The sequence below is a fragment of the Pseudomonas sp. R15(2017) genome (assembly GCF_002112685.1).
GTDB classification, from domain to species: Bacteria; Pseudomonadota; Gammaproteobacteria; order Pseudomonadales; family Pseudomonadaceae; genus Aquipseudomonas; species Aquipseudomonas glycinae.
This window is the reverse complement of the sequence record NZ_NEII01000018.1, coordinates 31104-51677: the sequence shown is the minus strand read 5'-3', so window position 1 is coordinate 51677 and position 20574 is coordinate 31104. Positions and strand designations below refer to the sequence as shown.

At 60.6% G+C, this 20574-nt stretch carries 23 protein-coding genes; 12 read left to right on the top strand and 11 right to left on the bottom strand.

Annotation, left to right across the window (positions count from 1 at the left end; translation table 11 throughout):
* Positions 1–115: 115 nt before the first annotated feature.
* The 4 genes from CAF77_RS27475 to CAF77_RS27460 form a co-directional block, all read right to left on the bottom strand.
* Complete coding sequence (locus CAF77_RS27475) at positions 116–307, bottom strand: PLDc N-terminal domain-containing protein (protein WP_007959984.1); 192 nt, start codon at positions 305–307, stop codon at positions 116–118.
* A 71-nt stretch (positions 308–378) separates the two neighbouring features.
* Positions 379–909 (bottom strand): hypothetical protein, encoded by a 531-nt coding sequence (locus CAF77_RS27470; protein ID WP_007959985.1) that lies wholly within the window; start codon positions 907–909, stop codon positions 379–381.
* Between the two features lie 90 nt (positions 910–999).
* A complete protein-coding gene (locus CAF77_RS27465; protein ID WP_011333214.1) occupies positions 1000–1518 on the bottom strand; it encodes an ankyrin repeat domain-containing protein in 519 nt (172 codons plus the stop codon).
* Positions 1519–1615: 97 nt separating this feature from the next.
* Complete coding sequence (locus CAF77_RS27460; RefSeq protein ID WP_085655731.1) at positions 1616–3454, bottom strand: long-chain-acyl-CoA synthetase; 1839 nt, start codon at positions 3452–3454, stop codon at positions 1616–1618.
* 389 nt (positions 3455–3843) lie between these two features.
* On the opposite strand from CAF77_RS27460, the gene CAF77_RS27455 reads away from it, so the two are divergent.
* The gene (locus CAF77_RS27455; RefSeq protein ID WP_064378723.1) at positions 3844–4122 is read left to right on the top strand and encodes a DUF3509 domain-containing protein; all 279 of its coding nucleotides are present in this window, start codon (positions 3844–3846) and stop codon (positions 4120–4122) included.
* A 78-nt stretch (positions 4123–4200) separates the two neighbouring features.
* Here the strand turns inward: CAF77_RS27455 and mtnC are convergent, their stop codons facing one another.
* The 5 genes from mtnC to aroC form a co-directional block, all read right to left on the bottom strand.
* A complete protein-coding gene (gene mtnC, locus CAF77_RS27450; RefSeq protein WP_085655730.1) occupies positions 4201–4884 on the bottom strand; it encodes an acireductone synthase in 684 nt (227 codons plus the stop codon).
* Positions 4885–4888: 4 nt separating this feature from the next.
* Positions 4889–5434 (bottom strand): acireductone dioxygenase, encoded by a 546-nt coding sequence (locus tag CAF77_RS27445; protein WP_039770173.1) that lies wholly within the window; start codon positions 5432–5434, stop codon positions 4889–4891.
* A gap of 91 nt (positions 5435–5525) precedes the next feature.
* Entirely contained in the window at positions 5526–6152 is a 627-nt protein-coding gene (locus CAF77_RS27440; protein ID WP_064378721.1) for a methylthioribulose 1-phosphate dehydratase, read from the bottom strand.
* Positions 6149–7294, bottom strand: a complete 1146-nt coding sequence (locus CAF77_RS27435; RefSeq protein ID WP_064378720.1) for an MFS transporter — start codon at positions 7292–7294, stop codon at positions 6149–6151. Before CAF77_RS27435 ends, CAF77_RS27440 begins: the two co-directional genes overlap by 4 nt.
* A gap of 31 nt (positions 7295–7325) precedes the next feature.
* Positions 7326–8417, bottom strand: coding sequence for a chorismate synthase (gene aroC / locus CAF77_RS27430; protein ID WP_064378719.1), 1092 nt, complete (start codon positions 8415–8417; stop codon positions 7326–7328).
* Positions 8418–8547: 130 nt separating this feature from the next.
* Here aroC and CAF77_RS27425 point away from each other — a divergent pair, with 130 nt between their 5' ends.
* Positions 8548–9501 (top strand): alpha/beta hydrolase, encoded by a 954-nt coding sequence (locus CAF77_RS27425; protein WP_064378718.1) that lies wholly within the window; start codon positions 8548–8550, stop codon positions 9499–9501.
* Between the two features lie 362 nt (positions 9502–9863).
* On the top strand, positions 9864–10655 hold the full coding sequence (locus CAF77_RS27420) for a hypothetical protein (RefSeq protein ID WP_064378717.1): 792 nt from the start codon (positions 9864–9866) through the stop codon (positions 10653–10655).
* A 138-nt stretch (positions 10656–10793) separates the two neighbouring features.
* On the opposite strand, the gene prmB is transcribed toward CAF77_RS27420, so the two are convergent.
* Complete coding sequence (gene prmB / locus CAF77_RS27415; RefSeq protein WP_007960007.1) at positions 10794–11702, bottom strand: 50S ribosomal protein L3 N(5)-glutamine methyltransferase; 909 nt, start codon at positions 11700–11702, stop codon at positions 10794–10796.
* Between the two features lie 239 nt (positions 11703–11941).
* Between prmB and CAF77_RS27410 the strand changes: the two genes are divergently transcribed.
* The 5 genes from CAF77_RS27410 to CAF77_RS27390 all read left to right on the top strand — a co-directional run bounded on the left by CAF77_RS27410 (position 11942) and on the right by CAF77_RS27390 (position 14712).
* Complete coding sequence (locus CAF77_RS27410) at positions 11942–12532, top strand: cysteine hydrolase family protein (RefSeq protein ID WP_011333204.1); 591 nt, start codon at positions 11942–11944, stop codon at positions 12530–12532.
* A 131-nt stretch (positions 12533–12663) separates the two neighbouring features.
* The gene (locus CAF77_RS27405) at positions 12664–12984 is read left to right on the top strand and encodes a hypothetical protein (RefSeq protein WP_007960009.1); all 321 of its coding nucleotides are present in this window, start codon (positions 12664–12666) and stop codon (positions 12982–12984) included.
* Positions 12985–13058: 74 nt separating this feature from the next.
* Positions 13059–13616, top strand: a complete 558-nt coding sequence (locus tag CAF77_RS27400) for a Smr/MutS family protein (RefSeq protein WP_064378716.1) — start codon at positions 13059–13061, stop codon at positions 13614–13616.
* A 77-nt stretch (positions 13617–13693) separates the two neighbouring features.
* The gene (folE, locus tag CAF77_RS27395; RefSeq protein ID WP_011333202.1) at positions 13694–14239 is read left to right on the top strand and encodes a GTP cyclohydrolase I FolE; all 546 of its coding nucleotides are present in this window, start codon (positions 13694–13696) and stop codon (positions 14237–14239) included.
* Between the two features lie 101 nt (positions 14240–14340).
* The gene (locus CAF77_RS27390; protein ID WP_007960011.1) at positions 14341–14712 is read left to right on the top strand and encodes a glutathione S-transferase N-terminal domain-containing protein; all 372 of its coding nucleotides are present in this window, start codon (positions 14341–14343) and stop codon (positions 14710–14712) included.
* Positions 14713–14743: 31 nt separating this feature from the next.
* On the opposite strand, the gene CAF77_RS27385 is transcribed toward CAF77_RS27390, so the two are convergent.
* Positions 14744–15910 (bottom strand): PLP-dependent aminotransferase family protein, encoded by a 1167-nt coding sequence (locus CAF77_RS27385; protein WP_064378715.1) that lies wholly within the window; start codon positions 15908–15910, stop codon positions 14744–14746.
* An 82-nt stretch (positions 15911–15992) separates the two neighbouring features.
* On the opposite strand from CAF77_RS27385, the gene CAF77_RS27380 reads away from it, so the two are divergent.
* The 4 genes from CAF77_RS27380 to CAF77_RS27365 all read left to right on the top strand — a co-directional run bounded on the left by CAF77_RS27380 (position 15993) and on the right by CAF77_RS27365 (position 20548).
* Positions 15993–16439 (top strand): MarR family winged helix-turn-helix transcriptional regulator, encoded by a 447-nt coding sequence (locus CAF77_RS27380; protein WP_085655729.1) that lies wholly within the window; start codon positions 15993–15995, stop codon positions 16437–16439.
* A 247-nt stretch (positions 16440–16686) separates the two neighbouring features.
* Entirely contained in the window at positions 16687–18036 is a 1350-nt protein-coding gene (locus CAF77_RS27375; protein WP_011333198.1) for an NCS2 family permease, read from the top strand.
* Positions 18037–18123: 87 nt separating this feature from the next.
* A complete protein-coding gene (locus CAF77_RS27370; protein WP_085655728.1) occupies positions 18124–18753 on the top strand; it encodes a LysE family translocator in 630 nt (209 codons plus the stop codon).
* A gap of 169 nt (positions 18754–18922) precedes the next feature.
* A complete protein-coding gene (locus tag CAF77_RS27365) occupies positions 18923–20548 on the top strand; it encodes a hypothetical protein (RefSeq protein WP_085655727.1) in 1626 nt (541 codons plus the stop codon).
* Positions 20549–20574: the final 26 nt, after the last annotated feature.

Below are 20574 nucleotides of genomic sequence, written 5' to 3'. Positions count from 1 at the left end.
TGCGCGGGCGCCAATCGTCAGGTTCGATTGCCCGGGAAAGGCGCGCATTCTACGTTGCCGAAGATGACAGGTCGAACCTCAGTTCATCGGCCCGACCCGATCAGGGTGCGAACGGTCAGATCCGCACGTTGCCCCGCGGCCCGGCAATCGCCCAGATGATCAGGCCCAGCACCGGCAGCAGGATGATCAGCAGCACCCAGAGGATTTTCATCCCGGTCTCGGCGCCGCTTTTCAGCACATTGATGATCGCCCAAATGTCGAGCGCAAGAATGATCAGGCCGACCAGGCCGTTGAACGTGGAACCCATGGTGTCGCTCCAAAATAGTGGCATGCACTTTTAGGATAGACGGTCGCGCTCAGGGTTCCCTTTTATTGCGTTCAGACGTGAACGGCGACCTTCAGGGCTTCCAGCGACGGCGCGGCGGCAATGCCGGCTTCGGCGCACAGTTCCAGTACGCGCGGCACGTCGTTGCCGTAGACCAGCACCACTTGCAGCTCGTCGTCGAGCAACTGGCTGAAGTTCATCAGGGTGTAACCACCGTTTTCCTTGTTCAGGCTGCTCATCTGCACCTGGATGCGGTTGAGCGCGGTCAGCGCCTCGGTCTTGGCCAGTTGCTTGGGCTTGAGGTTGAACTCGACGCCCGGGCCGAATGAGGCAACGATCTGCGCGAACAGGTCGGCGTAGGTGTCAGCCTGGAACAGCACGGTCTCCGGCAGGCTCCCGACCACGACCCACTCACCCAGCGGAATCGGGAAAGTGTCGTCGTAGTTGATGTCCGGGTTGGCGGTCAGAAATGCGTCGGCATCGGCGTAAGCCTGCGCCGCTTCATCCGCGACTTTCAGGATCTCGTCTTCGCCCATGCAGCCGGAGCTGATTTTGCTGATGAGTTCGGCGAGTGCGGCTTTCATGGGGGCGGATCCTGTGGCGAAGGGAATTTTGAGGGCGCGAAGGATAGCGCATTCTCGCCTTCGCCACAGAGCGGGTTCCGGTCAGCGGCTTCAGCCCAGCAGTTTTTCCAGCTGCGCGGTGGTGTCCACGGCGCCCATGGTACGGGCCGCGTCCAGTGCGGTGATGCCATTGGCATCCTTGGCTTTCGGATCCGCGCCTTGGTCGATCAAGTAGTCGACGATTTCAACGCGGTTGAACATCGCCGCCATCATCAGCGCCGTGCGGCCATCGAAGGAGGCGCCTTCAATCTGCGCCCCACCCTCGACCAAAGCCTTGACTACGGCCAGATCACCCTTGAACGCCGCGCCGGCAATCGGGCTCTGGCCGTTGCCGTTACGTTGTTCCGGGTCGGCCTTGTGCTTGAGCAACACTTGCACCGCATCCACATGCCCGTAGTAACTGGCGAGCATCAGCAGGGTGTCGCCCTTGCTGTTGGTCAGGTTCACCGGCAGACCGGCAGTGATCAGGCGATCGAGCATCACCGCATCGCCCTCGCGCGCCTTGTTGAATACCTGCTCGGTGAATTCGGCAGCTTCTTCGGGGGTCATCTGGCGGCTTTGGTCGGACATGGGGCAACTCCACTTTCGGTCGTTCGGAAAGCCGACAGTTTCCCGAGCGCGGCGATAGCTGTCATCCCCTTTTTTCCAAGATGACCGATAGCCAATATCAATAGCGATACTTGCCTGCCCGGATGTCGACAAGGATTTCATTCGTCACCTGCACGTAGGTTTCGGTTCCCGGCAGCCAGGCATAAATCGGGTCATCACCTGTCTGGCCGGGGTCGAAACCTTCGTTTTTCAGGCGGGTCTTCTGGTATTTGAAGGTGCCGGTGGTTTCCATTTTCACCTTGACCCGCAGGAACAGCGGCACCGCGTAGGCCGGCAGGCGTTCGCGGGTGAAGGCCAGCAGTTCGGCGAAATCCAGGGTCGCCAAAGACTCGGCCGGGGTGATCGCCGCCATCCCGGCGCGACCGTTGGTGTTGGGGATTTCCACGCCATAGGCTACGGCTTCGGAAATGTGCGGATGTTGGAGCAGCAGGTTCTCGACCTCGGTGGTCGAGACGTTTTCGCCCTTCCAGCGGTAGGTGTCGCCGAGGCGGTCGACAAACTGTGCGTGGCCGAAACCGATGTTGCGCAGAAGATCGCCGGTGTTGAAGAAGCGATCCCCTTTGATGAACACGTCCTGCAGCACGACCTTGGCGGTTTTCTGCGGATCGGTGTAGCCGTCCAGCGGCGCCTTATCGTCGATCCGCGCCAGCAACAGCCCCCGCTCGCCCCGGTCGACCTTGCGCATGAACCCGTCGTCACCTCGAATCGGCTCGCCGCTGTCCTGGTCGTAGGCCACCAACTCCCAGGCCATCAGCGAGAAACCGATGGTGTTGTCGAAATTGAGGATGTTGGTGAAGCCGATATTGCCGTCGCTGGCCGCGTACAGCTCGCAGATGTGATCCACGCCGAAGCGGGTCTTGAACTCGGCCCACGCGCCGGGCCGCAGGCCGTTGCCGATCATCTTGCGCACGTCGTGACGGCTGTCGTCGGCGCTGAGCGGCTGATCCACCAGATAACGGCACAACTCGCCGACGTAACCGATGGTGGTTGCGCGGTAGCGGCGCACGTCGCTCCAGAACTGGCGGGCGCTGAACTTGCGGCGAATGGCGAAACCCGAGGCGCCATTGACCGCCGAACCCCAGCACACGCAGAGCCCGGTGGCGTGGTACAGCGGCAAGGTGCAATAGACGATGTCGTCGGGGCGCATGTCGAGGGCGATCATGCCGAAGCTCGCCGAACTGCGCATCCAGCGGCCGTGCTTGAACACGCCGGCCTTGGGCAAACCGGTGGTGCCGGAGGTGTAGATATAGAAACAAGGGTCATCGAAAAAAATCTGCCGGCTGCTGGCCGGGTTGTCGCCCGAGGCGTCGGCACTGGCGCTGATCAGGTTGATGTAGCCCTCAGGCGCGATCCCCGGATGGCTGAAGGTGTCCTGATCGGCGACAAACCAGGCGCGGGCTGCCGGGATCGACACTTGCTCGCGTACCGCCGCAAACGCCGGCAGCAACTCCTCACCGACGACAATCGCCGCCGGCGTCACCAGGTTGATGCTGTGGATCAGCGTATCGCGGGTCTGCGAGGTATTGAGCAGCGCGCTGACGGCGCCGATTTTGGCCAGCGCCAGAATCGTCACCAGCAGTTCCGGGCGGTTTTCGATGAACACCGCCACCACATCGCCCTTGCCGATGCCCTGCCCGATCAGATAGTGGGCGATGCGGTTGGCCCACTGGTTGACCTGTGAATAACTCAGCACCACCTCCCCCGACAGCAGCGCGGGGCCTTCGGGATTGCGCAGGGTTGCTTGCTCGAATGTCCAGCCCAGGCCACAGGTTTGGGTCGGATCCGTGACGTTGGCCACCTTCATGCCTCTCACCACCCGCGGGATGGTTTTGGCAATCATCGGCAGTTTGCGGAGCATCATGCCCCAGGTAATCGTGTCGCTCGGCGCGTGGCGCATGGCAGCTCCCGTTCGACCTTGACGCGCAGGCCGGATTTTTATTGTCGGGCAATCGGGTGAGGCAACCGGCGCTTCTCAAGCGAGGGTCGAGGCCGAAAATACGTCAGGGCTTCGCGGGCTGTACACGCGGTTTTTGCAATGTTTTGTATCCGCCCGGCGCTGCAACGGGCAGCGTGATTACCGCTGGGGGTATTGGTTCCATCGGATCGACCATGATCCCGCAAAATGCAGGATGCACGATGGCCATTCATGCAGATTGCACGACGCCCGAGACAGTAAAAATTTATAACTTGTTGATTTGTATGGATTTTTAAAAACAAAAATACTGGCACAATCGCTGCAACTCCCTATACATGCTTGCCATTCAAGTGCATACGGAGCTGAAAGACATGAACCTGATCCAAGAGAAATTTGCTTCCCTGTTCTCCAACTTCGCCGTCACCACTCAGCCACGTCCCGATGGCGGTATTCTGCTGACGCTGAAGAGTGCCGACGGCAAAGTATTCAAGCGTGCGCTCACCTATCAGCAATTGCACACCGGCGACCAACTGTCGTGGGCGATCAGCGCGATCCGTCGTGATCTGGCAGAACAAGCCAGCGAGCTGCCGCAGATCGGCATGCTGCAAAGTCAGCAACGTTTTGCCCTGCCGACTTATCACTCGATGTAATTCGAACACCGTATAAACAGACAGGCCGTGGAGCTTTCGCTTCACGGCCTGTTTTTTTTGCGCGTCGATGGAGTGACCTCAGAACGCTTCCGGCTCAATCCCGGTAAAGCTGTCGACGGTCACATGCCCTGCCAGTTCCCCGCCCTCACGGGCCAGCCCGCAGGTTTGCAGGCCGGCGACCTGGGCGGCGTCGAGTTCCTGGACGATGTCGGACAAAAACAGAATTTCCTGCGGCTCCACTCCGATGGCCTGCTGGATATTGCTGTACGACTGCGCTTCGCGCTTCGGCCCAGAGGTAGTGTCGAAATAGCCGCTGAACAGCGGCGTCAGATCCCCTGCTTCCGAGCAGCCGAAAATCAGCTTCTGCGCCTGGATCGAACCGGACGAATACACGAACAGTTGATACCCGGCCTGATGCCAGCGCTGGAGCGCTTCAACGGCGTCCGGGTAAACATGGCCTTTCAACTGGCCGGCCTGATAGCCCTGCTCCCAGACCATGCCCTGCAACGCTTTGAGCGGCGTGGCTTTGCGGTCTTCCGCGATCCACGCCAGCAGAATTTCCACCACCCGCTCGACGTCAGCCTGCGGCTCGTTGCTGTCGCGGCGCACCGCGTCCAGTTGCTTGGCAACATCGGCACGGGCGGCGTTCTGGCGAACGAAGTCCGGCAGATGTTTCGCCGCATAAGGAAACAGGACATCGAACACAAAACTCACCGCGCTGGTGGTGCCTTCGATGTCGGTGAGAATGACCTTGATCGACATCGGCTCAGTCCTCCAGGCGCGGGAAGCGGCCGGCGATGTCTTCGCCGGTGAAGTTGGCGACCCAGCCTTCAGGGTTGTTGAACAGGCGGATCGCCACGAAGTGCGGGTTCTCGCCCATGTCAAACCAGTGTTTGGTGCCGGCCGGCACCGAAATCAGGTCGTTCTTCTCGCACAACACGGCGTAGACGTAATCATCGATGTGCAGGGTAAACAGGCCACGACCGGCGACGAAGAAACGTACTTCGTCTTCGCCATGCCGATGTTCTTCGAGGAACTTGGCGCGCAATTCGGCTTTTTGCGGGTGGTCGCTGTTGAGGCTGATCACATCGACCGTGATGTAGCCGCGCTCGGTCATCAGTTTGTCGATCTGCTCTTTATAGGCACCGATCACTTCTTCCTGGCTGGCGCCGGGCTGGATCTTCGCGGCGGCTTGCCAACGGTCGAAGCGCACGCCCTGCTCGGCCAGGGTCGAGGCGATGTCTTCGAAATGGGTCAGCACCTTGTTCGGAATTTCGGGGCTGGAAACGTGATAGACGGACAGGCTGCTCATGGGGCATTCCTCGGTATCGGCCTTGCCGTCCGGTTCTTTCAGACCGGTCGGGCACTGCATTCATCAGGCAAATGGGCTGGTTCTGGTGAAGTCAGCCTTGGCGGTTCATGACGCTGCGGGTCTTCAACTCGCATTCAAACAGGAATTCAAAGGCCTCGATCTGGCGCAACGCGTCGCTCATCTGCGCGCCCCAGGTATAGAGGCCGTGACCGCGAATCAGATAACCGACGCAATCGGGATGGGCGTCGAGCCAAGGCTGCACCTTGGCAGCGAGGCGCGCAATGTCCTGATCGTTGTCGAAGATCGGCACCCGCACCCGGGATTCGTGGGTCGAAATACCGCTGAAGGCTTTTTGCAGTTCGTAGTCTTCGAACTCGATGAAGTCTTGCGGCGTCAGGCGCGACAGCACCGTGGCGTTCACCGAGTGGGTGTGCAGCACCGCGCCGATTTCCGGACGCCAGCTGTAGAGCTGGGTGTGCAGCAGGGTTTCGGCGGACGGCTTTTTGCCGGGCTCCAGGCTGTTGCCGGCCAGATCGGTGGCGAGCACGTCGTCCAGGCCCAACTGGCCCTTGTGCTTGCCGGACACGGTCAGCAACGCTTCGCTCGGCGACAGGCGCGTCGAGTAATTGCTGCTGGTGGCCGGCGACCAGCCGCGACCATAAAGAAAACGCCCGGCGTCGACAATTTGCTGGGCAAGCTGTTCACGGGTAAGGCTCATGGCCTGTCCTCTTGCATTCGAATGGCAATGATAACGGCAGCGGCGAGCGCTGCGAGACTGGCAATACTAAAGGTCAATGTCGCGCCGAGGGCATTCCAGCTGTAGCCGGAATACAAAGCGCCAAGCGCACCACCGGTGCCGGCCAGCGCTGCGTACAACGCCTGGCCCTGCCCTTGCTGGCGCGCGCCGAAGCTACGTTGCACGAACGCGATGGCAGCCGCATGAAAGCTGCCGAACGTCGCCGCGTGCAGCACCTGGGCAAACAATAGGATCCAAAGGAATTCGGCGAACGAACCTAGCAGCAACCAGCGCAACGCCGCCAGCAGAAAACTCGCCATCAGCACGCGGCGCAAAGAAAAACGCGCAAGAATCCGGCTCATGGCCATGAACATCAGCACTTCCGCCACCACGCCGACCGCCCAGAGCATGCCGATCACGCCACGGCTGTAGCCCAGTCGTTCGAGGTGCAGGGTCAAAAACGTGTAATACGGCCCGTGGCTCATCTGCATCAGCGCCACGCAACCGTAGAACGCCAGCACCCCGGGACTGCGCAACTGTTTGAGAAAGCCCTCCCCGGTCGGTCGATTACCCTGAGGCGGTTGCGCGTTCGGCACCCAAAGACTGCTGAGCACGATGCCGGCCATGATCAACACCAGCGCCGCCGGGTAGATGTCGAGGCTGAGCCATTCGAACAGGCGACCGAGGGCGACTACGGTGATGATGAAACCGATCGAGCCCCACAGGCGAATCTGACTGTAGCGGGAGGTCTGGCCCTGCAAATGCGCCAGAGTGATGACTTCGAACTGCGGCAGCACCGCGTGCCAGAAAAACGCGTGCAAGGCCATGACCATCGCCAGCCAGGCGTAGGTCTTGCAGACGAAAATCAATGAGAACGTCAGCAGCGTGCACACCGCGCCGAAGCGCACGATGGCCAGGCGCCTGCCGGTGTAATCGCCGAGCCAACCCCAGATGTTCGGCGCCACGCAGCGCATCAGCATCGGGATTGCTACCAGCTCGCCGATCCGCGCGGCACTGAAACCGAGGTGATCGAAGTACAGCGCCAGAAACGGCGCCGTCGAACCGAGCAAGGCGAAATAGAACAGATAGAAACTGGACAGCCGCCAGTACGGGAGCGCCGCCACGGTCAGACCGCGGCGGCTTTGAGATCACCCATCAAAGCTGACCCAGCACCGGGGTGCTCACGCGCACATCGGCGTTCTGGCCACGGTGGCGCAGCAGGTGATCCATCAACACGATGGCCATCATCGCCTCGGCAATCGGCGTGGCGCGGATACCGACACATGGGTCGTGACGGCCCTTGGTAATGACATCGACCGGGTTACCATCGATGTCGATCGAACGGCCCGGGGTGGTGATGCTCGAAGTCGGCTTCAAGGCCAGGTGCGCGACGATCGGCTGCCCCGAAGAGATTCCGCCAAGGATGCCGCCCGCGTTGTTGCTGAGGAAACCTTCCGGGGTCAGCTCGTCACGGTGTTCGGTGCCGCGCTGCGCGACGCAGGCAAAACCGGCGCCGATTTCCACACCTTTGACCGCGTTGATGCTCATCAGCGCATGGGCCAGTTCGGCATCGAGACGGTCGAAGATCGGCTCGCCCAGGCCCGGCATCACGCCTTCGGCAACCACGGTGATCTTCGCCCCGACGGAATCCTGATCGCGGCGCAGTTGGTCCATATAGGCTTCCAGCTCCGGCACTTTGTCCGGGTCCGGGCTGAAGAAGGCATTCTGCTCGACCGAGTCCCAGGTCTTGAACGGGATTTCGATCGGGCCGAGCTGGCTCATGTAGCCGCGAATGACGATGCCCTGGCTGGCCAGGTACTTCTTGGCGATGGCACCGGCCGCGACGCGCATGGCGGTTTCCCGCGCCGAGCTGCGACCGCCGCCGCGATAATCGCGCTCGCCGTACTTGTGGTGGTAGGTGTAGTCAGCGTGGGCCGGGCGGAACAGGTCCTTGATCGCCGAGTAGTCCTTGGACTTCTGGTCGGTGTTGCGAATCAGCAGGCCAATGGAGCAGCCAGTGGTGCGGCCCTCGAACACGCCGGAGAGAATTTCGACTTCGTCGGCTTCCTGCCGCTGGGTGGTGTGGCGGCTGGTTCCCGGTTTGCGACGGTCGAGATCGCGTTGCAGGTCCTCAAGGGAAATCTCCAGGCCCGGCGGGCAGCCGTCGACAATGGCGACCAACGCCGGACCATGGCTTTCGCCAGCGGTGGTGACAGTGAACAGCTTGCCGTAGGTATTGCCGGACATGCAGGACGCTCCGTGAAATCGAACCCAAATTCGTGATGCGCGCCAGTATACGCAGGCTAACCGAGTAGTTCATCCTCGAACCTTAGCGGTGCGGGTGAGTCCAACCGGCATCTTGGCAAATGATGGCGTGATGATGCTGCGAGTTTTGATCTTGAGCCTTTCCCTGTTTACCGGCTTCGTCCAGGCGACTGTCCTGCAACGACCGGTCACGTTGACTACCGACAACGGCGAACTTTTCGGCTCGCTGTTGCTGCCCAAATCCGACAACCCCGTGCCGGTTGTCCTGATCCTTTCCGGCTCGGGTCCTACCGATCGTGACGGAAACAACCCCGACGGCGGACGCAATGACAGCCTCAAGCGCCTGGCCTGGGTGCTGGCCAAACACAACGTCGCCAGTGTGCGTTTCGACAAGCGCGGGGTGGCGGCCAGCCTGGCGGCAACTCCGGACGAGCGAAACCTGTCGGTGGAAGCCTACGTGGCGGACGCGGTGGCCTGGGGTCAGAAGCTGAAAGCCGATCCGCGCTTCGGCCCGTTGATCCTGCTCGGCCACAGTGAAGGCGCGCTGATTGCCAGCCTTGCGGCGCCAAAAGTCGACGCCGCGGCGGTCATCTCGCTTTCCGGCACGGCCCGGCCGATCGATCAGGTGCTGCGCCGGCAACTGGCCCGCAGCCTCCCTCCCCCGTTGATGCTGCGCAGCAACGAACTGCTCGACAGCCTCAAGGCCGGGCATACCGACGACAATGTGCCAGCCCCGTTGCAGGTGATTTTCCGTCCGAGTGTGCAGCCGTACCTGATTTCGCTGTTCCGTCAGGATCCGGCAGCGGCCTTCGCTCAACTGAAAATGCCAGCGTTGATCGTGCAAGGCAGCAACGACATCCAGGTCCAGGTCGATGATGCGAAATTGCTCAAGGCTGCCAAACCGGACGCAGAGCTGGCGCTGATCGAGGGTATGAACCACGTGTTGCGCATCGTGCCCAACGACGTGAAGCGGCAACTGGCCTCCTACAAGGACCCGAATTTGCCGCTGGCGGTGGAACTGGGAACACGCGTTCTTGAATTTATTGACGGACTTCGCACCCGTTAAACGCTAGGGGGCGTTCTCAGCTAGTTTTCACGCCGCGCCGGGTCTGCTGTTGTGCAGGGCAAGGCGCGAGAAGCGTGGTTTGGTCATTCCAAATAAGCTTCGAGCAACGCAGCCCTGCACAACAGCAGGCCCGGCCCTTCGGGTTGTGCCTTAAAGCGGGCCAGCCTGCGTTGCAGGCCTTGGAAAGGGAACAACCATTTCCAGTGGCCTACGCCTTGCCTGGCCCGCTTTAAGGCGACAACGCGGCGTAAAAACTAGCTGAGAACGCCCCCATACCCTCTAGGACTTTAGAAAACGGCCGATAAGCCTTTGTCGCCAGCGTACTGGCTGGCGGCAAGCAGCTTGGACAGGATCTCGCCGTTATGACCGAAACCCAGACTTCACCCGACACCACCGCTGAAAAAGACGCACCGCCAGCGGTCGAGCTGCCTTGGGCGGATGTCCACGTCGAGCACCACAAGATGCTCCGCCTGGCGCCGTTGCAGACCGACCGCAACACCGGCGGGCGGCCACTGCGCTTCGTTGAATTCGGTTACGCGGAACGCAACGGCAAAGAACACAGCCTGATGCGCATGGCGATCAAGTTGCCTGCTCAGCGCGTGCGTAAAGAACAGAATCAACTGGATATATGGGTCGACCACACCACCAAACGCGTGCATTTCGGCCCGGACAGCGGTTTGCAGATCGAACCGCTGAACCGTGGCATCGGCCGTTTCATGGCTGCCCAAGGCATCAACTGGGCAAAAAAGCGCTGGCCCACCTACACCGTCGACGGCATGGACTTGAACAACAAGGACGCGCTGAACGAAGACACTCGCCTGCGCCGCGATCACTTTCTGCGGGTGCATGGCTTTGATGTGGTTTACGCCGATGCCCAGCATTTGAAGGGCAGCGTCAAGGAAGTGAAGGTCGGCGACCTGCTGGGGGACTGGAACAGCGAAAAGCTGCAGATCGTCGAAATTCTTGAAGCTGCGCAGATGTTGCAGCAGGCCGAGCAGAACCTGGCCGAGCAGGAAGTGAAGCTGAAGAAGCAGGAAGACAAGGTCAGCAAGTTCAAGCGCGAAGACGCCGGGCTGCGTTTCACCATTACCTGTCTGGTGGCGTTTGCGGTGTTTCAGGCCGGGTTGCTGATCTGGATTGCAACCCACCGGTAAAGACTTCAGACCGAGGCGCCCCCATCGCGGGCAAGCCACGCTCCCACAGGTTTTGTGTCGTATCCGGGTGTTGCGGTACACACGGAAACTGTGGGAGCGGGCTTGCCCCGGACGGCGTTCCGACGATGCTTTTGAGGGTCAGACGCGGGAAGCGAACAGTGCCTGATGGGCGCGGCACTGTTCGGCGGTCAGCATGAACACACCGTGCCCGCCGCGCTCGAACTCCAGCCACGCGAAGTCGACCTCCGGGTACAGCGCTTCGACGTGGACCTGGCTGTTGCCCACCTCGACAATCAGCAAACCCTTCTCGGTCAGATGATCCGCCGCTTCGGCGAGCATCCGGCGTACCAGGTTCAAACCATCGTCGCCACAGGCCAGGCCCAGTTCCGGCTCGTGCTGGTATTCGTCCGGCATGTCGGCGAAATCTTCCGCATCGACGTAGGGCGGGTTCGACACGATCAGGTCGAAACGTTGACCCGGCAGACCATCGAAACCATCGCCCTGCACCGTGAACACCCGCTCATCGACGCCATGACGCTCGATGTTCTGGTTTGCCACTTCCAGCGCTTCGAACGACAGATCCGCCAGCACCACTTCGGCGTTCTGGAACTCGTAGGCACACGCGATGCCGATGCAGCCGGAGCCGGTGCACAGGTCGAGAATCCGCGCCGGTTCGTCACCGATCCATGGAGCAAAACGGTTTTCGATCAACTCGCCAATCGGCGAACGCGGGATCAGCACACGCTCATCGACGATGAACGACATGCCGCAGAACCAGGCTTCGCCCAGCAGGTAAGCGGTTGGAATACGTTCTTCGATGCGGCGCTTGAGCAGGCGCTGAAGGTTGACCAGCTCGTCGTCTTCCAGTGCACAATCCAGATAGCTGTCGGCGATTTCCCATGGCAGGTGCAAGGCACCGAGCACTAGCTGCCGGGCTTCGTCCCAGGCATTGTCGGTGCCATGGCCGAAAAACAGATCCTCCCCATGGAAGCGGCTGACGGCCCAACGGATGTGGTCGCGCAGGGTACGAAGTCGGGAAGTGATCACGGGGCAGAACTCCAGAAAAAACGACTGGCGATTCTAGCAGCCAAAACGCGCCGCGACGACGCAGGAAAGATTCCTGTGCGACGGTAGGACTCTTCCGATTTTCCCCTCAGCTATTGAACAGATCGTGTAACTTGACAAGGCTGCAGGCCAGCAACGACGGTGCCTACGATGGTAGCGATTCACAGAACCGCTCAGCCAGAGGACAATGTCGCAAAAGCCCCACCCGAAGGAGCCCCAGAATGTCCGTTCCAAAAACGATGTTTCAACTCAGCGGTCGCGGTTACGCAGCGGCCACGTTGAGCCATGCCACCGTGGTCATCATCGATGCCCAGAAAGAGTACCTCAGCGGCCCGCTGGCCCTGAGCGGCATGGACGCGGCTGTCGCGAACATCAAACAACTGGTTGCCGCCGCCCGCGCAGCCGGTCGGCCGATCGTGCACGTGCGTCACCTCGGCACCGTCGGCGGTCTGTTCGACCCGCAGGGCGAACGCGGCGAGTTCATCCCCGGTCTGGAACCCCAGGGCGATGAAACCATCATCGGCAAGTTGCTGCCGAGCGCCTTTCACGGCACCGAACTCTATGATCGTCTGCAAACCATCGGCTCGCTGGACCTGATCGTCTGCGGCTTCATGAGTCACTCCAGCGTCAGCACGACTGTGCGCGCGGCGAAAAACCTGGGCTTCCGCTGCACCCTCGTCGAAGACGCCTGCGCCACCCGCGATCTGCCGTTCAAGGGCCGCGTGCTCAGCGCCGAACAGGTGCAGGAAGCGGAAATGGCAATCATGGCCGACAACTTCGCCACCCTCGCCCTGACCCAGGATCTGATCTGATCGACCGTAAATGAGCGGCTCTGCCCGCCGCTCATCTGCAAAAACCTCGCATTTGCTTCAATTACCCTAGCCTCAGGAACAACCCGGTCAACTCCCGGTCGAAGGGCCGATACCCATTGAGGAAGGTCGGAATGAAGTTATCCGATGGATTTGACGCACGCCGCTTGCGGCCCAAAGGCCAAAGCAACTGGCGATTTCGATTCGGCGCGGCGATCGCTGCCATTCTGGCGACGTTCGGCGTGCTGCTGGCGATGGCCGGGGCCGCCAGCCTGCTGGGGCGCCCACCGGCGCTCGGCGATCTGAACGCAACACCGCTCGGCTCGGCGATCATTCTCGCGGTCGGCCTGCTGTTCCTGTATTTCGGCGTGGCCCTGTGGCGTCGTTGCCGGCGTCGCGCACGGCAATCGCGAGAATTGAACATGTCCCCGCACCTGATGAAAAAACACGATTGAATTGAGGGCCTGGCTTTTTGCCGGGCCGTTTTTTGTCCGTTTGGGTAAACTGGCCGCCCTTCGCGGAGGCTGACATGCAAGACGACGATTTTTCCCTGTTCAAAAGTGCGATTCAAGGCGTCAAGCCGATCAAGCACGACCGCGCCGACACCGGCAAACCCAAGACTGACCGTGACCGGATCGCCAAGCTGCGCCAGTCCGCCACCGTGCGCACCGACACCACCACCGTTGATGGCCTGTCCGATCAGTTCGTGATCGACGTCGGTCCCGAAGACGAGTTGATGTGGGCCCGCGACGGGGTGCAGGAAAGCCAGATGCGCAAGCTCAAGATCGGGCAGATCCCGTTCGAAGGCAGCCTCGACCTGCACGGCATGAGCGTAGAAAAAGCCCGCGAAATTCTTTGGGCGTTTCTCGCCGAAGCCACCAGATTCGAAATCCGCTGCGTACGCGTCACCCACGGCAAGGCCGTGCGTCTGGACGGCAAGCGGCCGATGATCAAAAGCCACGTCAACACCTGGCTGCGCCAGCATGCGCAAGTGCTCGGTTTCTGCTCGTGCCAGGCGAAACATGGCGGCGCCGGCGCGGTTTACGTGATGCTGAAACGCACCATGATGGAAGGCCGCGACGAATAAACCCGTCACACCGAACTTGCAGGGTCGTGTCCGCCACCGTACCCTTGCCCTTTGCGAAAATCCCCACAGGTAGTTTCATGTCCCTGGAACAGAATTACACCGCGATTCTCGGCCAACTGGGCGAGGACGTCTCCCGCGAGGGCCTGCTCGACACGCCAAAGCGTGCCGCCAAAGCCATGCAGTACCTCTGCCGCGGTTATCAACAGACGCTCGAAGAGGTCACCAACGGTGCCCTGTTCAGCTCCGACAACAGCGAAATGGTGCTGGTCAAGGACATCGAGCTCTACTCGTTGTGCGAACACCACCTGCTGCCGTTCATCGGCAAGGCCCACGTCGCGTACATCCCGAGCGGCAAAGTGCTGGGCCTGTCGAAGGTCGCGCGGATCGTCGACATGTACGCCCGCCGCCTGCAGATCCAGGAAAACCTCAGCCGCCAGATCGCCGATGCGGTCCAGCAGGTCACCGGCGCGCTGGGCGTGGCCGTGGTGATCGAGGCCAAGCACATGTGCATGATGATGCGCGGTGTGGAGAAGCAGAACTCGTCGATGATCACTTCGGTGATGCTCGGTGAGTTCCGTGAAAACGCGGCGACCCGCAGCGAGTTTCTCAGCCTGATCAAGTAATGCGTGACAAAAAAAACCGGCGTTGATCGCCGGTTTTTTTTCGTCCGTGAAAAATCGGGTAAGCTGCGTGCCTTCTTCAATGTCCCTGTGAGGCTTGTAACGTGTTCGTCAAAGCGCTTCGTGTCGGCCTCGGCCAACTGATCATCTTCGTTGACTTTCTGACCCGCCCGGGCAAGAAACAGCGCCCCGCCGCTGCCCAGGCCCAGGTTGATGCCGCCGCCAAGGACCTGACCCTGTATCAGTTCCACGCCTGCCCGTTCTGCGTGAAGACCCGCCGCAGCCTGCGTCGCCTGAACGTTCCGGTGGCCCTGAAGGATGCGAAGAACAACGAGCAGGATCGTCAGACCCTGCTGGAACAGGGCGGCAAGATCAAGGTGCCGTGCCTGCGCATCGAAGAGAACGGCCAGACCACCTGGATGTATGAGTCCAACACCATCATCGAGTATCTGAACAAGCGGTTCGCCGCAGTCTGATCCAAAAAAACCGGCCTGATGGCCGGTTTTTTCATGCAGCCTGCGCGGCCTGTGCCTGGCGCACCACCGCCGCCAGACGCTTGAGCCCTTCATCGAGTCGTGCCGGATCGATGTGGCTGAAGTTCAGGCGAAGATGACCGGGATTGCGATCCGGCTCGGGGAAGAATGGTTCGCCCGGCATGAACGCCACATCGTTGGCCAGCGCGGTGTTCAGCAAGGTGCGGGTGTCCAGCGGTTGCTTCAGGGTCAGCCAGAAAAACAGCCCGCCCTGCGGCGTGTTCCAGTCCGCCAGATCGGCGAAATGGGTTTCCAGCGCCGCTTGAAAGGCGTCGCGGCGCTGACGGTAGAAGCCGCGCAATTCGCTCAAGTGCTGTTGATATTTCTCACTGCCAATCCACTGCAATGCCTGCCACTGGCCGATGCGGTTGGTGTGCAGATCCGCCGACTGCTTGAGCTTGAGCAGATGCGGGAAAAGGTCCGGGCTGGCAATCAGGTAGCCGACGCGCAGTCCCGGCAACAGGGTTTTCGACACGGTGCCGGTGTAGATCCAGCTGGATTTCTTCAGGCGTCCGGCAATCGGTCGGGCGCTCCCGCCGTCGAAGGTCAGTTCGCGATAAGGCTCGTCTTCGATCAGGGTCACGCCGAATTCGTCGAGCATTGCAGCAACGGCCTCGCGCTTGGCCTCGCTGTAGCGCACGGCAGATGGATTCTGGAAGGTCGGGATCAGATAGATGAACGCTGGGCGGTGCTGTTCGAGACGCTGACGCAATTGCGCGAGGTTCGGGCCGTCAGCCTCCAGCGGCACGGTCAGGCAATCGGCGCCGAACAGCTGGAAGATCTGCAGGGCCGCCAGATAAGTCGGCGCTTCAAGCAGGATTTCGGTGCCCTTGTCGATGTACAGCTTCGCCGCCAGATCCAGGGTTTGCTGGGAACCACTGACCACCAGCACCTGGCTCGCCTCACACGGCAAACCCAGCGCCCTCGCCTCTGCTGCCAGCGCTTCGCGCAATGCCGGCTCGCCTTCGCTCATGCCGTACTGGCCGAGAGACAGTGGCATGTCGGCCCATTCAACCTTCGGCAGCATGGCTTCAGCCGGCAAACCGCCAGCAAACGACATCACTTCCGGGCGCTGGGCGGCGGCAAGGATTTCACGGATCAGAGAACTTTTGAGGCGCGAGACACGTTCGGAAAAAGCCATGGAGGTCACCGCTAGCGAGGCATGGGAAAAATGAGTCAAACTTGTTGACTGAAATTACGACACCTCACTCGGAAACGTCAACATGCTTGACCTTAAAAACTGCGCCAGCCAACAAAAGGCCATGGAAGCCTTCTTCTTCGGTTATCAGGCGTTCACCGCCAAGGCCGACGAAATGCTCGAACGTCGCGGCCTGTCCCGCGTGCATCAACGCATCGTTTTTTTCATTGCCCGCTATCCGAACCTGAGCGTCAAGGAGTTGCTCGCGCTGCTCGGCGTCAGCAAGCAGGCGCTGAACATGCCGTTGCGGCAATTGCAGGAAATGCACCTGGTGGACAGCGTGGCGTCCGAGACCGATAAACGTAAACGCCTGCTGGAGCTGACCGCTGAAGGCGCGAAATTTGAACAGGCGCTGCGTCGGGAACAGGTGAAATTGCTTGAACGCGTCTTTGCCGAAGCCGGCGAAACGGCGGTCGACGGCTGGCTGGCGGTGAATCTGGCGTTGGGAAAAAACCAGACAGCTCTCGACTGACCATTCTGACCTCATCGCTGGCAAGCCAGCGATGAGGACCTTGCGGGCGATATATCGCTATCGACAAAACTTTCGTCCACAAAACCAAAAACAATATTTGCTTTATTTGTACACAAAAGCATAATCCACAGCGTGCGAGTTCCTGACCGCATGGTCAACAAATTCGCGTATGCCTCAAAGGACCGCTGCCACCCCCTCATGGGTCCGGTCCTGGAAATAACAATAAAACTCTTGAGGAGTACTCGCTGTGGAAAGCCGCAAATCCGAAGCATCGACGCTGGAACTCTCGCCGCCGTTACGCACTGGCCTGCTTGAGCGCATCTTCAAACTCAGCTTGCATGGCACCACGGTGAAGACCGAGCTGATTGCCGGTCTGACAACCTTCATCACCATGGCCTACATCATTTTCGTCAACCCGAACATCATGGCCGATGCCGGGATCGATCACGGTGCAGCCTTCGTCGCCACCTGTATCGCCGCCGCGCTGGGCTGCCTGCTGATGGGCCTCTACGCCAACTGGCCGGTGGGCCTGGCGCCGGGCATGGGCCTCAACGCGTTCTTCACCTACACCGTCGTCGGCACTATGGGCTACAACTGGGAAACGGCCCTCGGTGCGGTGTTCGTCTCGGGCGTGCTGTTCATGATCCTGACCTTTTCGCGGATTCGCGAATGGCTGCTCAACAGCATTCCGGTCAGCCTGCGCTATGCGATGGGCGCCGGCGTGGGCCTGTTCCTCGGGCTGATCGGCCTGAAAACCGCTGGTATCGTCGTCGATAGCCCGGCCACCCTGATCAAGCTCGGCTCGCTGCGTGAACCCGGCCCGCTGCTTGCAGCCATCTGCTTCCTGATGATCGCGATCCTCAGTTATCACAAAGTGTTCGGCGCAATCCTCATCAGCATCATCACCGTGACCCTGGCAGGCTGGGGCCTGGGCATCGTGCACTATGAAGGGATAATGTCCACCCCGCCGAGCCTGGCGCCGACCTTCATGGCCATGAATGTCGCCGGCGTGTTCAACGTCAGCATGATCAGCGTGGTACTGGCTTTCCTGTTCGTACACATGTTCGACACCGCCGGCACCTTGATGGGCGTCGCACAGCGCGCCAATCTGGTGAACCCTGACGGCCGTATCGAAAATCTGTCCCGCGCCATGAAAGCCGACAGCGCCTCCAGCGTATTCGGCGCGGTCGTCGGCGTTCCGCCCGTCACCAGCTACGTGGAAAGTGCCGCCGGCGTAGCCGCTGGTGGTCGGACTGGTCTTACCGCAGTCACCGTGGGTGTGCTATTTATAGCCGCGATGTTCTTTGCACCGCTGGCCGGCATGATTCCCGCCTATGCCACCGCTGGCGCGCTGATTTACGTAGCGATGCTGATGATGGGCGGCATGGCACACATCGAATGGGACGAAGCGACCGACAGCATTCCGGCGATTGTCACCGCGATCATGATGCCGCTGACCTTCTCGGTCGCCGACGGTATCGCGCTGGGCTTCATTACTTATGTCGCGCTGAAGGCCGGTACCGGTAAATACAAAGAGATCTCTGTCAGCCTGTGGGTGCTCTGCGCGATCTTCATCGCCAAGTTCATCTTCCTGTAAGCGCTGCGCGGTTCACGCTTCAAAACAGCCTCACCCCATCGGGTGGGGCTTTTGCACATTCTTGATAACGATAAAAAGGAGCAAGTGATGAGTCTGGAAACCTGGCTGCTGTTCAGCGGCGCTGCGCTGGTGGTGATCCTGATTCCGGGGCCGCTGTCGTTGCTGATGATCAACAACAGTCTGAACTACGGTCTGCGTCGTTCGTACCCGGCGTTTCTTGGCGGCGTGTTCGCCTCGATCTGCCTGCTCAGCGCCTCGGCGCTGGGGTTGGGCGCCCTGTTGCTGGCGTCCGAGAAACTGTTCAGTGCCCTGAAAATCATCGGTGCGATCTACCTGTTCTACCTTGCCTGGCAGAGCTGGCAGCAATCGCGCCAGCCGTCGGTGGGTGCCGAAGTGCCTCAGGCTGCACCGGTTCCGAAGTTCCGCGCATTGTTCAGCCGGGCCTTCGTGCTGGGCGCGAGCAATCCGAAAGACATTTTGTTTTTCGCCGCGTTTCTGCCGCAGTTCCTCAGCGCCGAGCAACCATTCCTGCCGCAGCTGCTGGTGATGATCGCCACCTGGACGCTACTCGACCTGTTGTGCAAGTTGACCTACGGCCTCGGAGCCCATGGCGCGGCGCGTTATCTGCGCAGCGGCAAGGGGCAGAGCTGGTTCAACCGCATCAGCGCCGGACTCTTCGGGGGGGCTGGTGCAGCTTCACTGCTGAGCAGCCACTGATCCGCGATCAGACTGACCGCCATTTCCGGGTGAAGTGGCGGTAGTTGTTCACCTGGAAACGTCCGGCATCAACTGCGTCACCGGATAGACATATGTACCGCACGGCAACGTGCAGGCCTGAGGATCATTGAACGCTCCCGTCATCTGGACCCCGTGAGCACAACAATCCATGAGCCCGAAGAAACCGATCCGCCCCAGAACCCCGCCCACTTCAGATCAAGGCATCCCGAGGGCCCGCGATACGTCGCCTGAAATCACCGTCAGGCAAGCGGCTCACATCGAACAGCCGCACCTCGATCAGACGACCGATCCGCTCACCGGAGCCGGCAATCTGCCGTCCGCCTCCTCGCCTGCGCACTTTCAGATCGCCGATCTGCCCCTCGGCACCCCTATCGCTCGCGTCACAAACGATCGCCCGATTGCCGGTTACTTTCTTCCACCGCGCCTGGTGGACAGATTACCCCAGCCCGAATCGCTGACAGGATTTCGCAAGGCCGGGCCGTATACCTACGTCGACCTGATCGACGGCGGAACGGTTTTGCTCGGCGCGGATTTACAAAGCAATATCAGAGCCCGAATGTCGAACGAACTCTGGGCTTCCGGCCCCCGACTCGAGCAGGTGGCAGGCACCCTGCAATGGCGCACGGTGGCCTCGAACGGTTCATCGACCATCGACGCTTCGCAACTTTTTATCACCCGCGTTCCCGCACCCGCTGACGAAGCGCACGCTACACCGCCCAAACGTCCTCGTATTGCGGGTGATGAACAGCAACCTACTGACCCCTCCAGCGCGAACCGCGCGATTGCCGACGCAGAGCTGGATGCGCTGATCGATCCCTGGAAGACCTGGGGCGTCATCGGCCAACCGGGCTCACCTGACGACATCAATATCAACGGATCCCGATACCGGACCCTGCCCCGCGGCCCCGCACACAACGATCCAATTGTTTACATCAAGCATCCGTATCACCTGATGTACGACTACGCCACGCTGGATCGGACACTGCGCACCGACTTCCTGCAGCAACCTCGCGGCGCCATTCGTGTTCCGCCTGCCCTGCATTGGGAAGTCGATCCGAGCCTGCCATTTCAGCGGCCGATGAAAGAAACCGTCGCCACCTATTTCCCCGAGTTGTCGGACGTCACCCTGCACAATGTCGCCAAACGGCAATTCACACTCGCCAATGGCTCCGAGCTGGCAACAGGCAGCGGTCTGACGCTGTTGCGTCAAGCGTTCAATGACTGGAAAACCGGCACCGTCAACCCGCGTCCGGAGTTGGTCGATCCGTTGTTGATGCTTGATTCACTGCCGCGATCCATAACGGAAGGCAACCAGAAGGTCGAGCTGCCCGTTGCCAACGTGAAAGCCGGTCTGCGTCGCCTGGACTTCGATCCGGCCCGGTTTCCAGAGCAATGGAGATACTTCATGCCGAGCCAGTCGGCGGTCGATATAAAACGCTTTGCGGCGGGGCTTCTGACGCGCAACGGCTACAGCGTTTTCGAACCGAGCCCTGCACAAAGCTTTGCGGCCGTTGTGTTCACACGGACAGGGCATGACTTCGTCTTTTTCCTCAGCCTGCATCGCGTCAGGGGACGCCAGATTCAGCAGCCTGCTAATCAGGATCCGAATGCCGCGAATATCAGGCTGATCGATCAGGTCGGTCCGGACGCCGCGCAAGCCGTGGAAGCGGCTCACCCGGCGAACAAGGTCGTCTGGCTCAGAGGGGGCGTGCAGACGCTCGCCCCTTATCCGGATACGTTTTTCATCATCAGGGATGATTACGCAAGGCTTTGATGCCTCACAGACCCGAGGATAAAAAA

Excerpts from the sequence above, each read along its gene's own strand:
- CAF77_RS27475 (WP_007959984.1), bottom strand. The coding sequence starts at position 307 with ATGGGTTCCACGTTCAACGGCCTGGTCGGCCTGATCATTCTTGCGCTC.
- CAF77_RS27470 (WP_007959985.1), bottom strand. The coding sequence starts at position 909 with ATGAAAGCCGCACTCGCCGAACTCATCAGCAAAATCAGCTCCGGCTGC.
- CAF77_RS27465 (WP_011333214.1), bottom strand. The coding sequence starts at position 1,518 with ATGTCCGACCAAAGCCGCCAGATGACCCCCGAAGAAGCTGCCGAATTC.
- CAF77_RS27460 (WP_085655731.1), bottom strand. The coding sequence starts at position 3,454 with ATGCGCCACGCGCCGAGCGACACGATTACCTGGGGCATGATGCTCCGC.
- CAF77_RS27455 (WP_064378723.1), top strand. The coding sequence starts at position 3,844 with ATGAACCTGATCCAAGAGAAATTTGCTTCCCTGTTCTCCAACTTCGCC.
- mtnC (WP_085655730.1), bottom strand. The coding sequence starts at position 4,884 with ATGTCGATCAAGGTCATTCTCACCGACATCGAAGGCACCACCAGCGCG.
- CAF77_RS27445 (WP_039770173.1), bottom strand. The coding sequence starts at position 5,434 with ATGAGCAGCCTGTCCGTCTATCACGTTTCCAGCCCCGAAATTCCGAAC.
- CAF77_RS27440 (WP_064378721.1), bottom strand. The coding sequence starts at position 6,152 with ATGAGCCTTACCCGTGAACAGCTTGCCCAGCAAATTGTCGACGCCGGG.
- aroC (WP_064378719.1), bottom strand. The coding sequence starts at position 8,417 with ATGTCCGGCAATACCTACGGCAAGCTGTTCACTGTCACCACCGCTGGC.
- CAF77_RS27425 (WP_064378718.1), top strand. The coding sequence starts at position 8,548 with ATGATGCTGCGAGTTTTGATCTTGAGCCTTTCCCTGTTTACCGGCTTC.
- CAF77_RS27420 (WP_064378717.1), top strand. The coding sequence starts at position 9,864 with ATGACCGAAACCCAGACTTCACCCGACACCACCGCTGAAAAAGACGCA.
- CAF77_RS27410 (WP_011333204.1), top strand. The coding sequence starts at position 11,942 with ATGTCCGTTCCAAAAACGATGTTTCAACTCAGCGGTCGCGGTTACGCA.
- CAF77_RS27405 (WP_007960009.1), top strand. The coding sequence starts at position 12,664 with ATGAAGTTATCCGATGGATTTGACGCACGCCGCTTGCGGCCCAAAGGC.
- CAF77_RS27400 (WP_064378716.1), top strand. The coding sequence starts at position 13,059 with ATGCAAGACGACGATTTTTCCCTGTTCAAAAGTGCGATTCAAGGCGTC.
- folE (WP_011333202.1), top strand. The coding sequence starts at position 13,694 with ATGTCCCTGGAACAGAATTACACCGCGATTCTCGGCCAACTGGGCGAG.
- CAF77_RS27385 (WP_064378715.1), bottom strand. The coding sequence starts at position 15,910 with ATGGCTTTTTCCGAACGTGTCTCGCGCCTCAAAAGTTCTCTGATCCGT.
- CAF77_RS27380 (WP_085655729.1), top strand. The coding sequence starts at position 15,993 with ATGCTTGACCTTAAAAACTGCGCCAGCCAACAAAAGGCCATGGAAGCC.
- CAF77_RS27370 (WP_085655728.1), top strand. The coding sequence starts at position 18,124 with ATGAGTCTGGAAACCTGGCTGCTGTTCAGCGGCGCTGCGCTGGTGGTG.
- CAF77_RS27365 (WP_085655727.1), top strand. The coding sequence starts at position 18,923 with ATGAGCCCGAAGAAACCGATCCGCCCCAGAACCCCGCCCACTTCAGAT.